The following is a 21633-nucleotide window of genomic DNA, read 5'->3' on the forward strand; positions in this document are numbered from 1 at the left end:
TCGTACCAAGTTATTCTGCCGCGGTCGCAAGCGGCGGTGCATGCCGGAGTTGGCCCGGTTGCGCAGGCGCCGGAGCCACGCCCTCGCCCCGCTCGTCCAGACTCTTCCTGAACCATAACGCATAGAGGCCGGGCAGGAACAGCAAAGTCAGGAATGTTGCAACGAACAATCCACCCATGATGGTGATCGCCATCGGCCCCCAGAAGGCCGACCGGGACAGCGGAATCATGGCCAGAATCGCCGCCAGCGCGGTCAGCACCACCGGCCGGGCCCGGCGTACCGTGGCCTCGACGATCGCTTCGCGCCTGGTCAGGCCATGCTCGACGTCGGTCTCGATCTGATCGACCAGAATCACCGAGTTGCGCATGATCATGCCGGCCAGCGCGATCAGGCCGAGCAACGCCACGAAACCGAACGGGCTGCCGGCCACGTTAAGCCCCAGCGAGGCGCCAACGATACCGAGCGGCGCGGTCATAAACACCAGCACCAGCCGCGAGAAGCTCTGCAACTGGATCATCAGCAGCGTCAGCATGCCGATCACCATCAGCGGAAACAGCTTGTTGATCGATGCATTGCCCTTCTCGGACTCCTCGATCGCGCCACCGATCTCGATGCGGTAGGCCGGCTTCAGGCTGTCGCGAATGCCTTGAAGCTTGGGCCAGATCGCACTGGTGACGTCGGGCGCCTGCACGCCGTCGACAATGTCAGCGCGCACGGTGATCGCCATGTCGCGGTTGCGCCGCCACAGGATCGGTTCCTCGTGGGCATACTCAATCTTCGCGATCTGCGACAACGGAACGGCAACGCCACCCCGCGAATAGATCGTCAGATCGCCAACATGGCCGAGATCGAGCCGTTCCGACGGCACGGCGCGAGCAACCACCCCGACCTTCTCGACACCGTCACGCAGCGTCGTCACCTGCACGCCGGAAATCAGCATCGCCAGCGACTGCGAAATGTCCTGCGGCGTCAGGCCGAGCGCGCGGGCGCGGTCCTGATCGACAGCCAGCTTGAGGTACGGAGTCTGTTCGTTCCAGTCGAGATGCGGATCGACCACCTTGTCGTTGCCGCGCATGACCTCGCGCACCTGATAGGCGATATCGCGCACAGTCTTGGTGTCCGGGCCGACGACGCGGAACTGAACCGGGAAGCCGACCGGAGGGCCGAAGTTGAAGCGGTCGACGCGCACGCGCGCTTCAGACAGCGCGCCGTTGGCAACCTCCTTCTCAAGACGTGCCTTGATACGTTCGCGCGCCGCGACGTCCTTCGAGACGATCACCGTTTCCGAAAACGCCTCGTTCGGCAGTTGCGGGTTGAGACCCAGCCAGAAGCGCGGCGATCCCTGGCCGACATAGGTCGTGTAGGTGACGATATCCTTGTCGTCCTTGAGCAGCGCTTCCGCCTTCTTGACGCTTTCCTTGGTGACGTTGAACGCGGTGCCTTCCGGCAAACGCAATTGCAGGAACAGTTCCGGACGCTCCGACAGCGGGAAGAATTGCTGCTGCACATAACCGAAGCCGACAATCGACAGCACGAACACGCCGATGGTCGCCAGCACCACAGTGCCACGACGGCGGACACACCATTCGATCACCCGGCGCAGGCCGCGATACATCCGCGTCTCGTAGATCGCGTGTGGATCGTGGTTGTGCTTGCCGTGATTGAAGTTCGGCAGCAGCTTGACGCCGATATAGGGCGTGAAGATCACCGCGACGAACCACGACGCCACCAGTGCAATCGCCACCACCCAGAAGATGCCGCCGGCATATTCGCCGACGGACGAATTGGCAAAGCCAATGGGGAGGAAGCCAACGGCCGTGACCAGCGTCCCCGTGAGCATCGGGAACGCGGTGGATTCCCAGGCAAAGGATGCCGCCTTCACGCGGTCCCATCCTTGCTCCATTTTCACCACCATCATCTCGACCGCAATGATGGCGTCATCGACCAAGAGGCCGAGCGCAATGATCAGCGCGCCGAGGGTGATGCGATGCAGGTCCATGCCCATCGCGTTCATCACGATGAAGACGATCGCCAGCACCAGCGGCACGGACAGCGCCACCACGATGCCGGTGCGCCAGCCGAGCGCGAGGAAGCTCACGAACAGCACGATCGCCAGCGCCTCGACAAAAGAGCGCACGAACTCGCTGACGGCATGTTCGACCACCTTCGGCTGATCGGCGATCTGCTCGATCTCGATGCCCTGCGGTACCGCGGCCATGAATTCAGCGGTCGCCTTCTTGATCGTTTCGCCGAGGTCCAGAATGTTAGCGCCCTTCGCCATCACCACGCCGACGCCGAGCGCGGGCTTGCCCTCCTGACGCACCTGATAGCTCGGCGGATCGACGAAACCGTGAGTCACCATGGCAATGTCGCCGAGGCGGAACACGCGGCCATTACCCTCGACCGGGGTTTCGGCCACGGCCTTGACGCTGTCATAAGCGCCGGTGACGCGCAGCGGCACGCGCTGCGACGACGTTTCAACCGTGCCCGCGGGAACCACTGCGTTCTGCTTGGCCAGCGAATCGAACAGCGCCTGCGTCGTAATGCCCAGCGTCGCCAGCTTGGCGTGCGAGAACTCGACGAACACCCGCTCGTCCTGCGTGCCGTACAGATTGACCTTGGTGACGTTCTCGACTTTCAGAAGCCGCTGACGCAGGCCCTCGGCCACCTTCTTGAGCTGGGCGTAGTCGGCGCCTTCGCCTGTCAGCATATAGAGAATCGAGTCGACGTCGCCGTATTCGTCGTTGATGTTCGGCCCGATCAGGTTCGGCGGAAGATCGTTCTTGATATCGCCGAGCTTCTTGCGCAGTTGATAGAACAGCTGCGGCACGTCCTTCGCCGGCGTGTTGTCCTTGAAGGTCAGCGTCATCGCCGTAAAGGACGGCTTGGTGTAGGTCTGCACCTTGTCGAAGTACGGCAGTTCCTGGAGCTTCTTCTCGATCGGGTCGGCGACCTGCTCCTGCATTTCCTTCGCGGTGGCGCCGGGCCACATCGCGTTGATAATGACCACCTTGATCGTAAACGACGGATCTTCCGCGCGGCCGAGCCGCTCATACGAGAAGAAGCCCGCGATGCCGAGCATCACGATGAAGAACAGAACCAGCGTTGGGTGCGCCACAGCCCAGGCGGAGAGATTGAATCGCTTCATCGGACCCTCGTAAGGTTTTAGAACGACAGCGACGAGACGACACGGACCTTCTGGGCCGGATCGAGCTTCTGCACACCGAGCACCACGACACTGGCGCCTTCCTCGACGCCGCCGGTAATGATGACGTCCTTGGTCTCATAGGCCTTCACGGCCACCGGCTTCAGCGACACTTCGCCGGTCTTGGCGTCGGCGACATAGAGCGCGGGGCCGTTGCCCTGGCTGAACAGCGCCGACAGCGGCAGCCGCGCGACCCGCTCAGTGGCGGGATCGGCCAGCGTCAGCGTTGCCGTCATGCCGAGCGACACTGCATCATCGGCGCCGGGCAGCGAAAACTTCGCCAGATAGGTGCGGGTGGCGGGGTCGGCGGTGGGCGCGATCTCGCGCAGCTTCGCGGCATACTTCTTGTTCGGCTCCGACCACAGCGTGACGCTGGCCTGACCGCTCTTGGCGAAAGCGACCAGCGTTTCGGGAACTGCAACCACGGCCTCCTTCTCAGCCGAGCGCGCCACGCGGATCGCGGTCTGCCCCGACGCCACCACCTGTCCCGGCTCGATCAGCGTCGCTGTAACAACGCCGCGCGTATCGGCGACAATCTGGGCGTAGGACAGGCTGTTCTTGGTGAGTTCAACCGAACGCTCGGCGCGGTTGAGACGCGCCCGCGCCTCGTCGCCCGCCGCCTTGACCTGGTCGAGTTGTGCTTCGGTGGACCAGCCCTTGGCGCGCAACTCCTTGGAGCGGCCCTCGGCGGCGCTTGCCTGCGCCAGCACGCCGGTCGCGGCGCGGAATTCAGCCTCGGCCTGCTCGGCCTGCAATTTGAGATCGACCTCGTCGAGCGTCGCCAGCGGCTGGCCGACATCGACGATCTGCCCGACTTCGACCAGGCGCTTGGCGACCTTGCCGGGAACACGGAAGCCCATGTCTGTTTCGATACGGGGGCGGATGGTTCCGACGAAGCTGCGCTCCGGCGATTGCGACTGATAATGGACCGTGGCGACCAGGACCGGGCGACCTTTCTCGCCCTCCTGCGCCTGCTCTTTGCCGCAGGCGCCCAGCGCCAAAGCGGAAACCATCAAGACAACAACAGCCAAGCCATTGTTTTGGCTAAAAGATTTAAAGATGCGCGGCATCGGAAGCTCCCTTGGGTACTTTCGGAAGCTTCTTACAACGATTGACGATTGTCAATAATCGTCATTAGTCAGAATGCCGCAGCGCAAACCTTTGGTCTGAAAAGCCTTTCGGCGGTCCCCACTAGGGCACAGTCATTTTCTGCCGTCTCTGGCGTCCTTTTAGGTCTTGTCTGCCGGATCGCGATGAATCGGATCGATCCACAACACCGTCTCCGGCTTTTCCACCGGCTCAATGTCGAGATTGATCGCAACCGCCTCGCCGTCGCTGCGCACCAGCACGCATTCCAGCACTTCGTCCGGGCTGGCGTTGATTTCCTGATGCGGCACATAAGGCGGCACGAAGATGAAATCGCCCGGCCCCGCCTCGGCGGTGAACTGCAGGTGCTCGCCCCAGCGCATCCGCGCCTTGCCGCGCACGACGTAGATGATGCTTTCCAGATGGCCGTGATGATGCGCGCCGGTCTTCGCATCCGGTCTGATGGTCACCGTTCCCGCCCACAGCTTCTGTGCGCCGACGCGCGCGAAATTGATTGCAGCCTTGCGGTCCATGCCGGCAGTGGACGGCACGTTCGGGTCGAGCTGATTGCCGGGAATGACCCGCACACCGTCATGCTTCCAGCGCTCGTCGTCGTGCGCATGAGAATGATCGTGCGGGTGATCGTGGGAATGATGATGATCGTGCGACATTGGCAGCTCTCTATTCTTGTTCTTAAACGTCAGAGGGATTTCATCCCAGCGTTACCGCATGGCCGGGCTTGTCCCGGCCATGCACGCCTTTGTAGCACAAAGGATGGAAGACGTGGATGCCCGGGAACGCAGACAAGTTTACGCAGTCTACGACTGCTATGCCCGGGCATGATGTTAGTATGACTTCGGCAGTCCCAGAACCTTCTCGCCGATGAAACTCAGGATTAGTTGCGGGCTGATCGGTGCGATGCGCGGAATCATCACTTCGCGAAGATAGCGCTCGACGTGATATTCCTTGGCGTAGCCGAAACCGCCATGGGTCATCACCGCCTGCTGGCAGGCGTCAAACCCCGCCTCGCCCGCGAGATATTTCGCGGCGTTCGCGGCAGGTCCGCACGGCAATCCCTGATCGTACTGCCAGGCCGCCGACATCGTCATCAGCCATGCAGCCTCGAGATCGATCCAGTTCTTCGCCAGCGGATGCTGGATCGCCTGGTTCTGTCCGATCGGCCGGTTGAACACGATGCGCTGCTTCGCGTAAGCCGCCGCGCGTTCGAGTGCGAGTTTGCCGAGGCCGACAGCCTCCGCCGCGATCAGGACGCGCTCCGGATTCATGCCATGCAGGATGTATTCGAACCCGCGGCCTTCCTCGCCGATGCGGTCCTCAACCGGAATCTCGAAGTCGGTGATAAAGAGTTCATTGGAATCGATGGCCTTGCGGCCCATCTTCTCGATCTCATGCACCGCGATCTGGTCGCGGTTGAAATCCGCGTAAAACAGACTGAGACCGTGGGTCGGATTCTTGACCTCTTCCAGCGGCGTGGTACGCGCCAGCAGCAGTATCTTGTGCGCGACCTGCGCGGTGGATATCCAGACCTTCTGGCCGTTAACGACATATCTGTCACCCTTGCGCACCGCGCGGGTTTTCAACTGCGTGGTGTTGAGCCCGGTGTTCGGCTCGGTCACGCCGAAGCACGCCTTCTCGCGGCCCTCGACGATGCCGGGCAGCATGCGCGCGCGCTGCGCGTCGTCGCCGAACACCACCACCGGATTGAGCCCGAACACATTCATGTGGATCGCGGAGGCGCCCGACATCCCCGCGCCCGACTCCGAGATCGCGCGCATCATGATCGCGGCTTCCATGATGCCAAGGCCCGCGCCGCCATACTCCTCTGGGATACAGATGCCGAGCCAGCCCGCCTGCGCCATGGCATCATAGAACTCGTGCGGAAAGCCGCCGGCGCGGTCCTTCTCCAGCCAATAAGCATCGTCGAAACGGGCGCAGATTTTCAGAATCGCATCGCGAATGGATTCTTGTTGCTGGTTCAGTGCGAAGTCCATCGAGATCGATCCCTGAATGACATGACGGGACCGAGACATACGTGACCCCGGCAGATTGAGCAAAGGGGAACGTCATACTGTTTTGCATCGCAGCGCATCCCCGCGCGTCACGCAGGGCAGAACGTCGCGCATTTCGTCTTGCCGGCCACGGGTGCAGGGATATTATTTACGCGAGCGCGCAACCGCATCGGAGACCGGACATGGACCAGAAAGTGACCGATCACGACATCCTCGCCGGTCTCAATCGCGATTATATCGACTCCGTGCAGAACAGCGACGTACGCCGCTTCGATGAAATTCTCGCGCCGGATTTCTACTGCTCGAATCCGGACCGCTCGCTGGTCGATCGCGCCGGGTTTCTGAAGCAGACCGCAAACCCGGTCGCCATCAAAAATCTCAAGGCGGAAGACGTGCTGATCCGCGTCATCGGCGACGTCGCGATCATCCACGCACGCACCAGTTACCTGATGCCGGACGGCAGCACCGGCGGGGGCCGTTACACCGACGTCTGGGCGAGGATCAACGGCCAGTGGCTGGCGGTGTCAGCGCACGTCACGCGCTGAGCGGCTAGCGCGAGAACTTCGTTTCCATCGCGCGGCGGAAAGCGACCGCATCGTCCTTCGTGTCGATCTCCACGTCCGACCATCGGACCACCGCGCCATGCGCGACGTCATTTGTCAGTTTGACTCGATGCGCGAGGCCGATCGGCAGCGCACCGGCCTTGAGGCTCTCGGCCGCCGGCATCAGCTTGCCCCACACCGTATAGCCGCCCTCGCCGTCGAGCATTTCGCCCGCGCGAAGATTTTTCTTGGCGACCGCCGCAACATCACCTCGGAAATCCTGCGGCTGTCCGGTCGGCTCATTGCGCAGCGCGGCTGAGAGCACCGAGATATTCAATTCAAGCCCGATCAGGTGATACGGCTTGTACATAGCTGCAAAACGCCCTGAGGAATCCGTCTTCAATCCATATTGGCGGAAACAATCCGCCGCGTAATCGTTCGGCGCTTCCAGCACGACATAGACGCCCCAGCGCAGATCGCGAAATACCGGACGGCCGTCGCGCTCCAGCGACGAGACGACTTCGACCACGCCGGATTTCTCCAGCACGCCGCCTTTGTCCCGCGGACGCATCAAATGCGGCAGATCGTCGACGCCGCAGGGTGGAAACAACAGGCCGGTCGACGGCACATCGAGGCCGGTGGCATTGGCGATGGCGGCCATCTCGATGGCGGACTTGGTGCCATCCAGAAACGAGTTGAACATCTGCGGATTCATGCCGGCCGACTGCGCCTCGGCGGCGGTCAGACCATAGTGGCCCCAAACGCCAGCGGGCGTCACATCGTGATAGATCGGCAGATACTTGGTGCCCTTTCCCGCCGCGACAACCTTGAAGCCGGTAGCGCGTGCCCAGTCGACCATCTCGGCGGTGAGTGCAGGCTGATCGCCATAGGCCAGCGAATAAACTACGCCTGCCTTGCGCGCTTCATCCGCCAGCAGCGGCCCGGCCAGCACATCGGCCTCGACATTGACCATCACGATATGCTTGCCCGCGGCAATCGCCGCGCGCGCATGACGGATGCCGACGGCAGGATTACCTGTGGCCTCAACGATCACCTCGACGTCGCCACCGGTCGCGGCTGCTCCATCCTTGGTGAAAGTGGTGGCGGCGATCCGAGCAGCGTCCCAGCCCACCGTCCGGCAGGCCTCGCGCGCACGATCCGGATCGAGGTCGACAATCACCGGCACGTCGAGGCCCGGGGTATGCGGCACCTGAGAGAGAAACATCGAGCCGAATTTGCCGGCGCCGATCAGCGCCACGCGCACGGGCTTTCCCGCCACGCGGCGCTTTTCAAGGAGGTGATGCAGGTTCATTTGGGAATTCGATCCAGCGGTTGTCAGCGAATTGGTTATCGCCAAATTGTCCCGTCATGGCCGGGCTTGTCCCGGCCATCTACGTCTTGTTGTTTTCTGGTTTTAAAGACGTGGATGCCCGGCACAAGGCCAGGCATGACGAAGTGCTTGTTTACTCCGCCGCCTGACGACGGCTGCGGGCGTAGCGAACCAAGGCATCGTCATCCACGGTCTGGATCGGTGTGAAGTCGCGATGCGCGATGAACTCCGGCCGGGTCGGCGTGCGGATGTAGTTCGAGACCGCGTTCAGCGTCAGATAGACGATCTTGCGCGGATACGGCGTGATGTTGCCCGCCGAGCCATGCACGAGATTGCCGTGGAACATCAGCATGCCGCCGGGCTTGCCGGTCGGCGCGACGATGCCGCCGTCCTTGACGAGGCGGGTCACGGTGTCCTCGTCCAGCGTCCACAGCGGATAGGACGTGGTCGCAAGATCGTGCGACGCCTTGAGGTCCCCGGCGTTCTGGCTTTTCGGCACCAGCATCAGCGGGCCGTTGATCGGCATCACCTCATCGAGAAACACCGCGATGTTCATCGCGTGCGGCAGCGGCATGCCGTCGTCGCGCTTCCAGGTGCCGTAATCCTGATGCCATTGCCAGACGTCGCCCGTGAAAGCGGATTTCGCGTTGATCTTGTACTGATGCATGTAGACCTTCTCGCCGAAGATCTGTTCGACCGGCTCGATCATGCGCGGATGTGCGCCGAGCAAGCGAAACGCCTCATTATAAAGGTGCGCGGCAAAGGCGGTGCGCGGTGCGCCGCTCTTCTCGCGCCAGACCTCGGGGCGCTGCTCGTCGTAGATCGACATGGCCTCGCGCCGCAGGACATCGACTTCCTCGGCGTTGAAGAGTTCCGGCAAGAACAGCCAGCCTTCGGTGCGGAATTGCTCGAGTTGCTCGGGGGTCAATCGCATGAGGGTCCTCCTTGAAAGTTTTGGGTCACTTCCCGGTTTGTCATTGTTTCAGGGGCGCTTTTTGCGTCTTCGGTCGTGACGGGCGGCGCATGACGGTCGTTGTCGGCTCATCGATATTGCATTCTGAATTCAGTATTCTAAACTCAGGATGCGGCTTGCACCCCACCCTGTCAAGCAGCAACCATGCTGCCGCGCAGCGAAGAGCCTCAGTGATTCTTCGCTCATCCTTGGAGGAGAAGTGCTGGAATCTCTGGCCCTGCCGAAAAGTCTGGTCGATCAGGCCTATGAGGTGATCCTCGATGCCTTGTGCGACGGCACGTTCAAACCGGGCGAGCGCTTGACGCAGGAGAGCATCGCCGCCCGCCTCAATGTGTCGCGACAGCCGGTGACTCACGCGCTGGCGGTGTTGAAGGCGCAGGGATTCCTCGCGCAGGGACGTCAGGGATTGACCGTCACGGCGGTCGATCCGGATTTCTTTGAGGCGATCTACCAGATCCGCTCGGCGGTCGAGCCGCTCGCCGTGAAACTGGCAACACCGCGCCTCACCAAGGAGTCGATCGCGCGCGGACGCGCGCTGGTCGAGCAAGGCCGCAAGCTGGTCGCCGCCGGCGACAGCCGCGCCAGCCTTCAGGCCGACATGGACTTCCACTCATTCATCTACGATCTCTCCGGCAATCCCCTGATCGCCGAGACGATGCGGCTGCACTGGCGGCATCTGCGCCGCGCAATGGGCGAAGTGCTGCGCCATCCCGGCATGTCGATCAGCGTCTGGAAAGAGCACGGCCGCATTCTCGAAGAGATGATCCGGGGCGACGGCGATGCTGCCGCCGAACTGATGCGGCGCCATCTGGTCGAGGCTTACGAGCGGGTTGGAAAGACGGGCGCGCCCGGATCGAAATCATCGTGAAGCTTCGCTGGAGCGTCGCATCGTCAGCTATTTCCATTCAAATCGATCCGTTGGCTTCAACCCGGACTTGAAACCATGGCGAAGGGCTTGAACAGCGGCTGAATCCCCCTTGAGATAGCCGTCGAAGAACAATAGCGCCCCGGCCGCCACGGCGCTGGTATAACGCGTCTCCACTTCCGCCCCGTGAGCGTGCGGTCCGTGCTCCAGACCGGAAAACGCGCCATGGCCCGCGCCATCCAGGACGAGCAGATATTGATGGGGGATCGTCAGCACTTCATAGGGGATGGTTCGTTGTATCGGATCAAACTCCTCGTTGCCCGGTACGGCGTTGCCATCTTCCGTGCCTGTGATGTGAAAGAGCGGGATGTCGATATCACGATAGAGCGCGGCCAGGTCGCCACCTTGTATGGGCATATTGGGGCTCATCACCAAGCCAGCCCTGACGCGGGGTTCCTTGAAGAACCATTGTCCGCCTGGCCCCATCCTTTGGCCGGCAGCAACCATCGTCGATACGCCGCCATAGGAATGGCCGGCCATTCCGACACGCCCGAGATCCAGGTGCCCGGCCAGCGGCCCTTCGTGGTTCAGCCTGGCAAGCTCGCGCAGAATGAAAGGCACATCCTGAAAGCGCGCGCGCGCGGCATTGGCATCCCACATCGCCCTGCGGAGGGCCCGATAGACGTCCGGAAGAGACATGGCGTGCTGCCAGACCGAGTTGTCGGTCGCTGGATGCTGCAAATGCAGGGCGACATATCCGCTTTCGGCCAGGCTCCGCCCGAGATACGGCATCGACTCGCACGTTCCGCCGATCCCGTGGGACACAAGGATCAAGGGATAAACACCGTCGGGAGGGGCAGGAGCGTAGCTGCGGTATGGTACCGCGCGGCCACGCGCTCGATCATGAAGGACGCCGTCTGTCACGCTGTATGCGCAAGCCGGATTCAAGATTTGACTCCGTTCGTCAGACGCGCAAGAATTTATGGTCGCAAGAATTTACGGCTGGTTCGTCTCGTCCACCGACTTGGCGGCCAGCGCTAGAGCAATCCCTAATACTATCAATAACCACGCCATTTTTTGCGGGTTCGTATTATGGTTGTCTTTGAAACAAGCGCTCACTATTACCGCTTTTTTGCGAATGAGTCACGCCGCGGCGGTTCTCCTCTCTACGAGAGGCTGTCGTTGGGAATTGCGGAGAGCCCGGAGCTACAACGTTTGGCGGCGGGCCGGAAAAGAGGTCAGCCTGCGGCCAACCTGATTTTCGGAGCGGTTCAGTATCTCCTGCTTGGGGACATTGATGATCCACTCAAGGACTACTATCCGAGCCTGGGTGGCAAACGAGCAGCAGACGACAGGGCCTTCGACCTGTTCTCTGCCTTTTGCAGCGCTCACGAAGCCGAGCTTGCCGAGATCATTTCGAAACGCGCTACCAATACCAATGAAGTCGGGCGCAGCGCCTTGCTGCTGCCGGCGTTCGATCTGCTGGCGCGCGAAACCGGCACCCCTCTCGGACTCGTCGAAATCGGATCGAGTGCCGGGCTCAATCTGAACTTTGACCGATACGGGTATCGATACACGGACGAGAAAGGCACGTCGAGACTCGAAAGATGGACAGATGCGCAGTTTGTCCTTTCATGCGTGCTGGAAGGGTCTGCCATACCCCCTTTGAGACAGTTTCCGCCGCCGGTTGGATCGCGTGTCGGCCTCGAGCTTTATCCAACGGATGGCAGGGACGCGAACGAACAGCGGTGGCTCAAGGCTCTTGTTTGGCCTGAGCGCCTTGATCGGCTTGCAAAGCTTGATGGCGCGCTGAAGGTTATCGTCGCGCATCCGCCGCGGATCAGAGGCGGCGACGCGGTGGCGAACCTGGCCAGCGCGCTGGCTGAAATTCCATCAAATCAAACGCCGTGCGTCTATCACACGATCATGGGCTATCAGCTCAACGGCGACCAGCATACGAGCATCAACAACACGTTGTTCGCAGCCAGCAAGACGAAGCCTGTCTGGCGGATCACTGTCGAAGGCGAGGTCGCACATTCCAATCCGACAGAGACGTTCAACCCGCTCAAGGTCAACAGGTATTTCAACGGAGAGCGGAGGGTCATAACGCTCGCGGTGTGCGATCCGCATGGGCTTTCGATGGAGTGGAAGCAGGCTTAGGCGAGGCTTTCGGTCCCTTTCTCTGGCGCCTGAAACTGTACGTCAGGACATGCGCCACCAATTCCTCGTATTTGATCCCATGCAAGGCGGCCGCGCGATAGACGGCCGACGCCGGGGCCATGTTGCAGGCGATGTTGACCTCTATGAATACGGTTCGCCGAGTGGCGGGATCATACCGGAAGTCAAACCGGGCATAGTCGAATGGCGACACCTGCGCGGCCATGTCCGCCGTAGCCTTCAGCGCTTCCTTGGCTCCGGGGCCGTCATACGGAGCCGATGTGTAGGTATTGTTGAGCCCGCGCTTTCCTTCATTCGTCAGAACGTTGTCGCCGGGGCGGCCAGTTTCCTGGAATACGGTGAGCGAACCCGGAGGAAATCCCTCCACCACCGGAACCGTTAGATTGAGACCCGGCACGAATTCTTCAGCGATGAAGTCACGGCCTTCGTGACGCGGATCTGAAATGGCTGTTAGCGCGCCGGGCCAGTCGGCCTCGCTGTCGACCTTGATCACCGCGTCGGAAGCGATTCCCCCGCGCGGCTTGAGAATCCAGGAGCCAGGGAGGTGAAACCCATTGCGATCGACATCGCTGGAGCTGATGATTTGGTGTCCGGCGACATCAAGCCCCGCGCTCACAGCCACCTGCTTGGCCAGCACCTTGTCCTCCGAGATCGCGCGGGTGGGCGCGGACGCTCCGAGGCAGGGCACGCCACGATAGGCGGCAATCGCCGGCGTCAACAGTTCGTGGCCATCGAAGATGGCGTGGGAGTGAATGGCGTACAGGAAATCGAAATCGAGCGGCCCGAACAGCACCGCATGTTCGCTCGCCGGCGTGACCCTGAAGCCGAGGCTCCGGAGCGCATTGAGCAAGATGGCGTGATAGACAACGTGATAGCCATACTTGGCTCTGCGTTCAGGGCTGGCGTCAAGGGCATGACGCGCCAGGAACAGGACATGGGTGTCGGCGATCTCTTTCGGAGTCGGCTTCAATAGGCATTGCGATATCATCGGCTTGCCCTCGCCTTGTCACTTCAGGATGCCTCACAAAAGGTCTCGCGACAAGCGAGAAATCGGCGCCAAATCCAGAGGGATGATCGATCGCCGCAGCCAGTGGTCTTGACGGTCTAGACCGGTTGCAAGCCCAGCGACTGCGCGCTCTCCATCCAGACCGGCAATTCGCGCTGATACAACGCATTGGTTTCCTTAAAGCCAAGCGCAGGTTCCAGCACGAATGTCTTGAGGACCTCTTTCACTTTCGGATCGTTGTTCGCCGCCACGCAGAGTTGCGCCAGACGATCGACGATCGGCTGCGGCGTTGCCTTCGGCAGTGCCCAGCCGGTAAAGCCGCTCACTGTGAAGAACTTCGATGTCGCGCCTTGTTCAGGCAATGTCTTGACGTTCGGGAGCGCATCGACCTTCTTCGAATGCACCGCAAACGCAACACCGCGATTGCTTTGCAGGACGGGTTGCGCCGCCGTGTAGCTGCCCATCGCGACGTCGAGCGTGCCTTCCATCAGCCCTGTCCACATCGGCGCTTCGCCGCGATAGTGGATCGGTTCGATGTTGAGGCCATACTGCTTGTTGAGTTCATTGATCGTCATGTGCGGGGCGGAGCCCGCGCTATAGGTGCCGAAATTCACCTTGCCGCTCTTGCGTGCGAAAGCGACGAATTCGTCCAGCGTCGTGACGCCGGATTTCGGGCTCGCGACCAGCGGCAGCCCGGCGCCCGGGATGATGCTCACGAGCGTCAGGTCCTTGTCCATGTCGTAGCCGGGATTCTTCATCATCGCCCGGTTCATCACATAGGTTGTCGAGATGGAGCAGAGGATCGTGTGGCCATCGGGCTCCGCGCGCGCGACTTCCGCAGCACCAATGGAGCCGGAAGCGCCCGCCTTGTTTTCGATGACGACGGTCTGTCCCACCTGCTTGGCGATGAATTCGCCGAAGGAGCGCGCGAGCAGATCGGTCTGCCCGCCGGCCGGGTAGCTGCAGACCATACGGATTTGTCGCGACGGCCACGCGGCTTGCGCCGAGGCCCCGCGCCCGAGGAAGGGCATCGCGGCAGCTGCGGTGCCCGCGGCGATGAAGTGACGGCGATTGAATTTCTCTGACATGGTCCCCTCCCTGAGTTTTTTTAGGAGGGTATCCATTGTCTCGACCTGCACAAGGGCGAAAGACGGGACAGATTGGCGCATAAAGAACGCGCCCCAGTCCCCGGGGTCATGATCCCCAGTCTGCCTCCTGGCCCAATGCTTGCGCCGCACAATCGATTATCGTTGCCGATCGCGGAGCGTTCTGCCTACTGAAACTCAATAAGCCATCGGCTGCGGGCGTCCGACTCCGCAATACAGAAATCCGTTTCGCGAGACTTCGTCCGGCGAATAGATGTTCCGGAGATCGACAATGACCGGCGTGGCCATGGTCACCGCCATTTCCTTGAGATCGAGCGCGCGAAACTGCTCCCATTCGGTGACGATAACCAGCGCATGCGCTCCCTTTGCGCACTCATAAGCATCGCTGCAGAAGGTCACATCCTCCAGCACCTTCTTCGCCTGCTCCATGCCAACCGGATCGAAAGCGCGCACGGTTGCTCCCATGTCCTGCAACGCGGTGATCAGCGGGATCGACGGCGCGTCACGCATGTCATCGGTGTTCGGCTTGAACGTCATTCCCAGCACAGCCACGGACTTTCCGCGCAGATTGCCACCGAAGGCATTCGCGACCTTGCGGGCCATGGCGCGTTTGCGCTGGTCATTCACCGCGACGACGGTCTCGATGATCCGCAGTGGCGCTTCATTGTCCTGTCCGGTTTTGATCAGAGCCAGCGTATCCTTCGGGAAACACGATCCGCCGTATCCCGGGCCCGCGTGCAGGAACTTGGCACCGATTCGATTATCGAGACCAATTCCCCGCGCGACCTCCTGCACATTGGCGCCGACCTTTTCGGCCAGATCGGCGATTTCATTGATGAAGGCGACTTTAGTCGCGAGAAATGAATTCGCCGCGTACTTGATCAACTCCGCCGTGCGGCGATCTGTGTAAACAATGGGCGCGGCGTTGAGATAAAGCGGCCGGTACACTTGGGCCATGATCTCGCGTGCGCGGGTATCATCGGTGCCGATCACGATGCGATCAGGATGCTTGAAATCCCGAATTGCGGCGCCTTCGCGCAGGAACTCCGGATTCGAGACGACAGCAAACTTCGCGTCCGGATTCTGCTCGCGAATGATGCGCTCGACCTCATCGCCGGTGCCGACCGGAACCGTCGATTTTGTCACCACCACCGTGAAATCCGACAATGCCGCGGCCACCTCGCGCGCCGCGGCGTAAACATAAGACAGATCCGCATGCCCGTCGCCGCGACGTGACGGCGTTCCGACCGCGATGAACACGACGTCGGCGCCGCGAACTCCCGCAGCCACATCGTCGGAAAAGCTCAGGCGCCGTTGCTTGACATTGCTCGCCACAAGCTCCGCAAGACCGGGTTCGTAGATCGGGATTTCACCCCGGTTGAGCGCCTTCACCTTGGTCACATCATTGTCGATGCAAACAACATGGTGTCCAAAATCAGCAAAACATGCACCTGAGACCAGCCCGACATACCCCGCCCCGACCATCGTGATCCGCATCTATATTCCTGTCTGGTCATGCCATTGCTGCGGCGCTTTCAGCGCGCATCGTTCGGGTTATGTAGAGAATATATCGCTATCTAGCTGGCGAGAATTTCCCATCCGTCCTTGCCGGGCGGAAAGAAAAAGAAGTTGTTGATGTACGCTTGGCCGGTTTTGCGCCCGCCATTGGAGAGCAACGAGTTTGGATCCTGAAAGATTTCGACATCGAACTGGTCGACCGGGACGATGTCGCCATCCTCGACAAAAAATCCGCTATAGCCCCGATCCTGAAAGAACTCGAAAACCGATTCAGTGGCCAGCGGCCGATGCCTGTCTTCTGCTTCGACAAGGAAAACCGGCCGGCTTCGTTCGAGCAGGCCGACTGCGCCGTTCAGAACATTCAGCTCGTGGCCTTCCACATCGACTTTCACGAAGGCAACATCGTCCTGAATCATGTCGTCAAGACGCGCCATCGGAACATTCAGGACGGTGCAGGATTTTGCCGAAAGTGCGACCTGCGGCTCGAGGGACGCGAGACCATGAACCGCGCCCTCCTCGCTTTGCGGAATCAGGAGCTCCGCCGCACCCTCGTGATCGGATAGCGCGACTTCATGCACAACCACATTCGGCGCCGACGTTCGGCGGAGAACATCCGCCATTGCCCGCGACGGTTCGAACGCATGTACGCGGCGCGAAAGCCGCGCCAGTTCGCGGGTATAGAGCCCGCAATTGGCACCGACATCGACAGTGACGGCATCGTTGCGCACAATCCTGTCCAGAAACGAGAGTTCCACCTCCGCCGTTTTGGGACGGTGCATGAAATGCCACCGCAACCAGAGTCCCGGAAAAGTTTCTTTCAGCGCATTCTTGACTTGCCGCACAGCTGTCATCGCCGCCGCCTTTCTCTTACCTCATCACACGAACCGACGCGGATGGCCGAGTCTTCGATCAGGCTCAAACCCGGTGGTAGATATCTTCCACGCGCACAATGTCGTCCTCGCCGAGATATGGGCCCGATTGCACCTCGATGAGGTTCAGCGGCACCTTCCCGGGATTTTCGAGGCGATGCATGCATCCCAGCGGGACGAAAACCGATTCGTTCTCGCGCAGCAGAATTTCCTCGTCATCCCGCGTGACGATCGCGGTGCCATTTACGACCACCCAATGTTCCGCGCGATGAAAATGCTTCTGCAGCGACAGCTTGGCGCCCGGATTGACCGTGATCCGCTTGACCTGAAAGCGATCGCCAGCGTGAATCGACTGATAGTAGCCCCACGGCCGATGAACGGACTGGGTCTGGGTCGCCGAGCGATGGCCGCTGGCTTTCAACCGGCCCACGAGCTTGGCGACGTCCTGATCGCGATCCTTCGACGCAACGAGCACGACATCCGGTGTCGCCGTGATAATGAGATCATCGACGCCCAGGGCGGCGACCAGAGGCCCCTCGCCGCGGACGTAGCATCCGCTGGCGTCCTCCATGACCACATCACCAATCGCCACATTGCCGGAACTATCCTTGTTACCCATCTCCCATAGCGCCGACCAGCTTCCGATATCGCTCCAGTTGAAATCCGCCGGAACCACTGCAGCCGAATCTGTCTTTTCCATCACGGCGTAGTCCAGCGACACCGATGGGCACGCCCGGAAGGCCGCTTCATCGAGACGCAGAAAATCAAGATCGCGTGTCGCGCCCGCCAACGCGGCTCGGCATGCCGCGAGGATATCCGGCGCCAGCCGCGACAGTTCCTCGATAAGCAATCGCACCGGCAGCAGAAAGATTCCGCTGTTCCAGAGATGGTCGCTGGTGGCAAGAAGCCGCTCCGCGGTGGGCAAATCCGGTTTCTCCACGAATCCTGCGACCTGATGGACGCCGGGTGCGGCAGCAAGCTCGTTACTCGCGCGGATATAACCGAATCCGGTTGCCGGCGAGGTCGGACGTAAACCAAACAGGACAAACTGGCCCGCCTGCGCTGCTGTCATGCCGACGTTGACCGCTTTGCGGAACGCAGCCGCGTCACCAACCCAATGATCTACCGGCATGGCGAGAATGATCGCATCCGGATCGGACTCATGCGCGACAAGCGCGGCAAGGGCGACAGCCGGTGCCGTATTCTGCCCGAAAGGCTCGAGCACGATGGTCGGATTTATGACGCCTGCTCCACGCAGTTGCTCGGCGACAGCGAAGCGGTGCTCCGCATTCGCAACGACCATCATTCCGCCGAACATCGCGGGATCGTTCACGCGCAGCGCGGTCTGCTGCAGCAGCGTCTTCTCACCGAGCAGAGAGAGCAATTGTTTGGGATAGGTTTCCCGAGACAACGGCCACAGCCGCGAGCCGGTCCCGCCCGACAGAAGAACAGGAATGATACGGTGTTGTCGCTGCGTCATTGTTGCCCCCGGGGAATTACATAAGTGACGAGATAGTGGACGAGATAGCCGTCGAGTCGGATCAAATGACGCTGTCAAAATCCGCTGCCAGACAAGAATTCCCGCCGCACCGTACGTGCGATGATCGTGATATCCATCCGCAGCGACCATTTCTCGATGTAATCGAGATCATGATCGATCCGTGCAATCGCCAGATTCGGTTCGACCGTGCTGCCTCTGCAGCCACTCACCTGAGCGAGCCCGGTGATCCCGGGTCGCGCGGTATGGCGCTGAAAATAGTAAGGGACCAGGTCTTCATAGGGCATGTTGGCCGCGAGCATCCCCGGCACATGAGGGCGCGGCCCGACAAGCGACATATCGCCCTTCACCACATTGATTAGTTGCGGAAGCTCATCGAGGCTCGTGCTTCTCAGGATCTGCCCGACACGGGTCACCCTGGAATCACCCTGAACGGTCTGCTGGATACCCGCGGCATCGCCAAGATTCACATGCATCGAACGGAATTTATAAATCTTGAATAGCTGATTGCGGTATCCATAGCGATACTGCCGAAAGAATACCGGTCCGCGCGACGTCGCCTTGATCGCAATCGCGATCGCAATCAACAGCGGAGCGAAGAAGAGAAGCGCGAGCGCGGCAGCCGATGTGTCGAATAGCCGTTTGCTGAATGCAACGGCCGGCTCGGTGTGCGAAATGCGAACGGCGGCGCGAGAGCGATAGGCGTTGCGGCTGCGATAGGGACTGCTGCTGGCATATTCGACCGGGCGAACCGAGATCAGCCGCGTCCCCTTCCATGGCGTTGCCGAGTTATCCTGAACAAAACGGGTCGTGACTGTCGCGGCCATTTGCTCTTGCTTTCAACTGGACGTCTATCGGAACTCAACACCTGCACTGGATGGCATCGCTCCACACGAATGCTTCGCAGGCGCGAAGCACATGAGGATGACGAAGGTGCCAACCTTCAGCGGCGCGAAGGTTTCCTAAAGTTTTGTACGAAATGGGGCGGCAAAACGAAAAATTCGCGCACACGACTCGCGCGCGAGACTCATAAAAATTTTGCAACGCGAAAATTTATCGCGCTGCGAAGCGCTTAGAGTGCGATGCCGATTTCTTACGCTGCAATTTCGTTGACACTGCCATGCACAATCAACGACGTGGACAAGATTCAAGAATGGAGTCGATTATCGAATTAAACAGGCGCAATGTCGCACCCGCGTCATGCGCGAGCAGCCGCGCCGATACTTTGTGCAAATTCGTTCACTAAAAACTAAAAGAGACTCCTTAGACTCCTCTCGGGGAAGATGGATTTAGCTCACAGCGAGCCCGCAAGATGATTGTCCAGCTACGGAAGATCGAGACAACGAGCGGCGACTCACCTGTGTCGTCTGCGCCTTCAGCGGAACCAGCGATGATCGCTGACCAAATGAACGCGGCCTCGCTGGCGCCCCCTGTGAAGCCGAATCGCCGGCTGAGAAACTGGATCATTCTCGCCAATGTCGCCGCCTGGGCGCTCATTATACTGGCGATCCGGTTGATTTTCTTTTGAGTTCCTCCGACAAGCATCTGTCATCACGCGTTCATCCATTTGACCGCGGAACCGTTCAAGACCAAACTTCCTGACGATGCGATCCCGCACTGCCCACCATGACTCGCGAGCGATCGACGCCGCCGTGCCTCCGAACACGCGCGTCTACGCCGTGGGCGATATTCATGGACGCTCGGACCTGCTGGCGGAGACGATCGCGCGCATCGATGACGATGCCCGTCGGCGGCCCGTCGAGCACGTTGTCGAGGTGTATCTCGGCGACTATATCGATCGCGGGCCCGATTCGAGCGGCGTACTCGATCTTCTCGCAGTTCGCCTTGTGCGTCGGCACGCCATTTGCTTGCGCGGTAATCACGAGGCAATCCTCGAGAGATTCCTCCGGCAGGACGCGGATGCTCTTTATCATTGGTCAAAGCTCGGCGGTCTTCAGACACTTGCCTCGTACGGCGTCGTTCCGCGCTCGCGATCTGGATTTGAAACGCCATCCGCGATTCGACGATCGCTGATGGAGCTCTTTCCTCGCGAACACGAATTGTTCTTGCAATGTCTCCGCAACAGTTTCGTTTGTGGAGATTTTTTGTTCGTCCACGCGGGAATAAAGCCAGGCGTTCCCATGAACCTGCAAGATCCAGAGGATCTGTACTGGATTCGGGACGAGTTCCTGAACTCGGAAATCAATCATGGCAAGGTGATTGTGCACGGCCATACTCCGGTCGATCATCCCGACATCAGGCAGAACCGAATCAACATCGACACCGGTGCTTGGCGGACGGGAGTCCTGACGTGCATCGCGATCGAGGGCGCGAGCGTTCTGGTGCTTTAGAACTCAGCATCGTGCATAGCAGACGCGCACAAGAAGCGAGTCGATCACCAGTCGCGTTTGCCACAATCAATAACGAGAACAATCCAGCGACACATTGGAACACGGCATCACATTCTTTCGCCGTTTTTTTCTCGACTATCACTCGGGTCGCGTCATGGATCACGTTCGATCCAATTGATGCGTGCAAATCATGTGCCGAGTGGGGTTGAGTCATGCCGAAATTGTTCACGCGCATCGCGCGCCTGCTTCTTGTTGCCGTTATGGCAACGTGCAGTGTCAGCATCTTCATCGACACGAACGCCGTCGCTCAGCAAAAGCATTCGTCTCCGTCCAATTCCGGAACATATGTGCTCGGGCCGACCGACAAGGTTCGCGTCAAGGTTTACGGTGAGCCCGACGTTGCGGGCGAATATGAAGTCGATAGCGGCGGCTATGTTTCAATTCCGCTCGCGGGCCGCATCAAGGCGGCCGGATCGACCACACACCAGCTAGAACGCTCCATAACTGCCGCATTATCCAAGGGAATCGTTCGCGATCCGCGCGTCAACGTGGAGATCGCGCTCTATCGGCCGTTCTACATTCTTGGCGAGGTGAAGAAGAGTGGAGAATATCCGTATCGCGTCGGCATGACCGTTCTCGATGCGATCGCAAGCGCAGGCGGTTTCACCTATCGCGCCAATGAAAGCAAGGTGTACTTGCGGCGCGCGGGCGGCGCTGGCGAAGAGATCTATCCGCTGGACGCGCCCGTGCTGATTTACCCCGGCGACAACATCCGCGTTCCAGAACGTTTCTTCTGACGCGTCATCCAGATTTCATATTTTCAAGTTCCACATCACGACGATTCGCAAAATGGTTTTGCTGTGTCGTACAAATGCGCGTCGCCATAGTGCGGTCTCTTTGCAATGCAAATTTTTCTGCACTGCAGAACGATATTCGATGTTTCGCGTTGAGATGCGCAGAAAGCGTTTCTCATGTGCCGTGGAAAGAATATTCGTGACGACATCGATGTCGTGAATCGATTCCGTCATGACGTTTCTTTGGGCGAAGGCACGATGATTTTCTGGGCTACTCCGAGA

General features: G+C 60.2%; 19 protein-coding genes. 6 read left to right on the forward strand and 13 right to left on the reverse strand.

The features are described 5' to 3' along the window. Positions 1–10 precede the first annotated feature (10 nt). The 4 genes from YH63_RS02880 to YH63_RS02895 form a co-directional block, all read right to left on the reverse strand. Positions 11–3148: an efflux RND transporter permease subunit gene (locus YH63_RS02880; RefSeq protein WP_046828899.1), complete on the reverse strand. Its 3138-nt coding sequence runs from the start codon at positions 3146–3148 to the stop codon at positions 11–13. Between the two features lie 17 nt (positions 3149–3165). Beyond that, positions 3166–4218, reverse strand: a complete 1053-nt coding sequence (locus YH63_RS02885; RefSeq protein ID WP_433995088.1) for an efflux RND transporter periplasmic adaptor subunit — start codon at positions 4216–4218, stop codon at positions 3166–3168. Between the two features lie 216 nt (positions 4219–4434). Then, complete coding sequence (locus YH63_RS02890) at positions 4435–4962, reverse strand: cupin domain-containing protein (RefSeq protein ID WP_046828897.1); 528 nt, start codon at positions 4960–4962, stop codon at positions 4435–4437. A 174-nt stretch (positions 4963–5136) separates the two neighbouring features. Next, positions 5137–6303: an acyl-CoA dehydrogenase family protein gene (locus YH63_RS02895; RefSeq protein WP_046828896.1), complete on the reverse strand. Its 1167-nt coding sequence runs from the start codon at positions 6301–6303 to the stop codon at positions 5137–5139. Between the two features lie 200 nt (positions 6304–6503). On the opposite strand from YH63_RS02895, the gene YH63_RS02900 reads away from it, so the two are divergent. Continuing rightward, on the forward strand, positions 6504–6866 hold the full coding sequence (locus YH63_RS02900) for a nuclear transport factor 2 family protein (protein ID WP_046828895.1): 363 nt from the start codon (positions 6504–6506) through the stop codon (positions 6864–6866). A gap of 4 nt (positions 6867–6870) precedes the next feature. On the opposite strand, the gene YH63_RS02905 is transcribed toward YH63_RS02900, so the two are convergent. Continuing rightward, entirely contained in the window at positions 6871–8175 is a 1305-nt protein-coding gene (locus YH63_RS02905; RefSeq protein ID WP_046828894.1) for an NAD(P)H-dependent oxidoreductase, read from the reverse strand. Positions 8176–8326: 151 nt separating this feature from the next. Then, positions 8327–9127: a phytanoyl-CoA dioxygenase family protein gene (locus tag YH63_RS02910; RefSeq protein WP_046828893.1), complete on the reverse strand. Its 801-nt coding sequence runs from the start codon at positions 9125–9127 to the stop codon at positions 8327–8329. 238 nt (positions 9128–9365) lie between these two features. Here YH63_RS02910 and YH63_RS02915 point away from each other — a divergent pair, with 238 nt between their 5' ends. After that, entirely contained in the window at positions 9366–10034 is a 669-nt protein-coding gene (locus tag YH63_RS02915) for a GntR family transcriptional regulator (protein ID WP_083992655.1), read from the forward strand. Between the two features lie 27 nt (positions 10035–10061). On the opposite strand, the gene YH63_RS02920 is transcribed toward YH63_RS02915, so the two are convergent. Continuing rightward, positions 10062–10823: an alpha/beta hydrolase family protein gene (locus YH63_RS02920; RefSeq protein ID WP_046828892.1), complete on the reverse strand. Its 762-nt coding sequence runs from the start codon at positions 10821–10823 to the stop codon at positions 10062–10064. Positions 10824–11123: 300 nt separating this feature from the next. Between YH63_RS02920 and YH63_RS02925 the strand changes: the two genes are divergently transcribed. Further along, complete coding sequence (locus tag YH63_RS02925) at positions 11124–12191, forward strand: DUF2332 domain-containing protein (RefSeq protein ID WP_083992654.1); 1068 nt, start codon at positions 11124–11126, stop codon at positions 12189–12191. Here YH63_RS02925 and YH63_RS02930 read toward each other — a convergent pair. From YH63_RS02930 to YH63_RS02955, 6 genes are all read right to left on the reverse strand, one after another. Next, positions 12133–13059, reverse strand: a complete 927-nt coding sequence (locus YH63_RS02930) for a hypothetical protein (RefSeq protein WP_170978649.1) — start codon at positions 13057–13059, stop codon at positions 12133–12135. The genes YH63_RS02925 and YH63_RS02930 overlap by 59 nt on opposite strands. 254 nt (positions 13060–13313) lie before the next feature. Beyond that, on the reverse strand, positions 13314–14303 hold the full coding sequence (locus YH63_RS02935) for a Bug family tripartite tricarboxylate transporter substrate binding protein (protein WP_046828890.1): 990 nt from the start codon (positions 14301–14303) through the stop codon (positions 13314–13316). 195 nt (positions 14304–14498) lie between these two features. Continuing rightward, complete coding sequence (locus YH63_RS02940) at positions 14499–15818, reverse strand: UDP-glucose dehydrogenase family protein (RefSeq protein ID WP_046828889.1); 1320 nt, start codon at positions 15816–15818, stop codon at positions 14499–14501. Between the two features lie 80 nt (positions 15819–15898). Beyond that, the gene (locus tag YH63_RS02945; RefSeq protein WP_246658002.1) at positions 15899–16618 is read right to left on the reverse strand and encodes an FkbM family methyltransferase; all 720 of its coding nucleotides are present in this window, start codon (positions 16616–16618) and stop codon (positions 15899–15901) included. A 136-nt stretch (positions 16619–16754) separates the two neighbouring features. Next, on the reverse strand, positions 16755–18188 hold the full coding sequence (locus YH63_RS02950) for a mannose-1-phosphate guanylyltransferase/mannose-6-phosphate isomerase (protein WP_046828887.1): 1434 nt from the start codon (positions 18186–18188) through the stop codon (positions 16755–16757). A 74-nt stretch (positions 18189–18262) separates the two neighbouring features. After that, a complete protein-coding gene (locus YH63_RS02955) occupies positions 18263–19033 on the reverse strand; it encodes a sugar transferase (RefSeq protein WP_046828886.1) in 771 nt (256 codons plus the stop codon). A 563-nt stretch (positions 19034–19596) separates the two neighbouring features. Between YH63_RS02955 and YH63_RS21560 the strand changes: the two genes are divergently transcribed. The 3 genes from YH63_RS21560 (at position 19597) to YH63_RS02965 (ending at position 21354) form a co-directional block, all read left to right on the forward strand. After that, positions 19597–19734, forward strand: a complete 138-nt coding sequence (locus YH63_RS21560; RefSeq protein ID WP_170978650.1) for a hypothetical protein — start codon at positions 19597–19599, stop codon at positions 19732–19734. Positions 19735–19885: 151 nt separating this feature from the next. Then, on the forward strand, positions 19886–20557 hold the full coding sequence (locus YH63_RS02960; protein ID WP_433995089.1) for a metallophosphoesterase: 672 nt from the start codon (positions 19886–19888) through the stop codon (positions 20555–20557). 212 nt (positions 20558–20769) lie between these two features. Continuing rightward, the gene (locus YH63_RS02965) at positions 20770–21354 is read left to right on the forward strand and encodes a polysaccharide biosynthesis/export family protein (RefSeq protein ID WP_046828883.1); all 585 of its coding nucleotides are present in this window, start codon (positions 20770–20772) and stop codon (positions 21352–21354) included. Positions 21355–21633: the final 279 nt, after the last annotated feature.

The organism is Afipia massiliensis, assembly GCF_001006325.2.
Lineage (GTDB): Bacteria > Pseudomonadota > Alphaproteobacteria > Rhizobiales > Xanthobacteraceae > Afipia > Afipia massiliensis_A.

What these genes read in the sequence shown, in the direction of transcription:
- YH63_RS02880 (WP_046828899.1), bottom strand. Translation starts at nt 3,148, where the DNA reads ATGAAGCGATTCAATCTCTCCGCCTGGGCTGTGGCGCACCCAACGCTG.
- YH63_RS02885 (WP_433995088.1), bottom strand. Translation starts at nt 4,218, where the DNA reads ATGGTTTCCGCTTTGGCGCTGGGCGCCTGCGGCAAAGAGCAGGCGCAG.
- YH63_RS02890 (WP_046828897.1), bottom strand. Translation starts at nt 4,962, where the DNA reads ATGTCGCACGATCATCATCATTCCCACGATCACCCGCACGATCATTCT.
- YH63_RS02895 (WP_046828896.1), bottom strand. Translation starts at nt 6,303, where the DNA reads ATGGACTTCGCACTGAACCAGCAACAAGAATCCATTCGCGATGCGATT.
- YH63_RS02900 (WP_046828895.1), top strand. Translation starts at nt 6,504, where the DNA reads ATGGACCAGAAAGTGACCGATCACGACATCCTCGCCGGTCTCAATCGC.
- YH63_RS02905 (WP_046828894.1), bottom strand. Translation starts at nt 8,175, where the DNA reads ATGAACCTGCATCACCTCCTTGAAAAGCGCCGCGTGGCGGGAAAGCCC.
- YH63_RS02910 (WP_046828893.1), bottom strand. Translation starts at nt 9,127, where the DNA reads ATGCGATTGACCCCCGAGCAACTCGAGCAATTCCGCACCGAAGGCTGG.
- YH63_RS02920 (WP_046828892.1), bottom strand. Translation starts at nt 10,823, where the DNA reads ATGCCGTATCTCGGGCGGAGCCTGGCCGAAAGCGGATATGTCGCCCTG.
- YH63_RS02925 (WP_083992654.1), top strand. Translation starts at nt 11,124, where the DNA reads ATGGTTGTCTTTGAAACAAGCGCTCACTATTACCGCTTTTTTGCGAAT.
- YH63_RS02935 (WP_046828890.1), bottom strand. Translation starts at nt 14,303, where the DNA reads ATGTCAGAGAAATTCAATCGCCGTCACTTCATCGCCGCGGGCACCGCA.
- YH63_RS02940 (WP_046828889.1), bottom strand. Translation starts at nt 15,818, where the DNA reads ATGCGGATCACGATGGTCGGGGCGGGGTATGTCGGGCTGGTCTCAGGT.
- YH63_RS02945 (WP_246658002.1), bottom strand. Translation starts at nt 16,618, where the DNA reads ATGCACCGTCCCAAAACGGCGGAGGTGGAACTCTCGTTTCTGGACAGG.
- YH63_RS02950 (WP_046828887.1), bottom strand. Translation starts at nt 18,188, where the DNA reads ATGACGCAGCGACAACACCGTATCATTCCTGTTCTTCTGTCGGGCGGG.
- YH63_RS02955 (WP_046828886.1), bottom strand. Translation starts at nt 19,033, where the DNA reads ATGGCCGCGACAGTCACGACCCGTTTTGTTCAGGATAACTCGGCAACG.
- YH63_RS21560 (WP_170978650.1), top strand. Translation starts at nt 19,597, where the DNA reads ATGATCGCTGACCAAATGAACGCGGCCTCGCTGGCGCCCCCTGTGAAG.
- YH63_RS02965 (WP_046828883.1), top strand. Translation starts at nt 20,770, where the DNA reads ATGCCGAAATTGTTCACGCGCATCGCGCGCCTGCTTCTTGTTGCCGTT.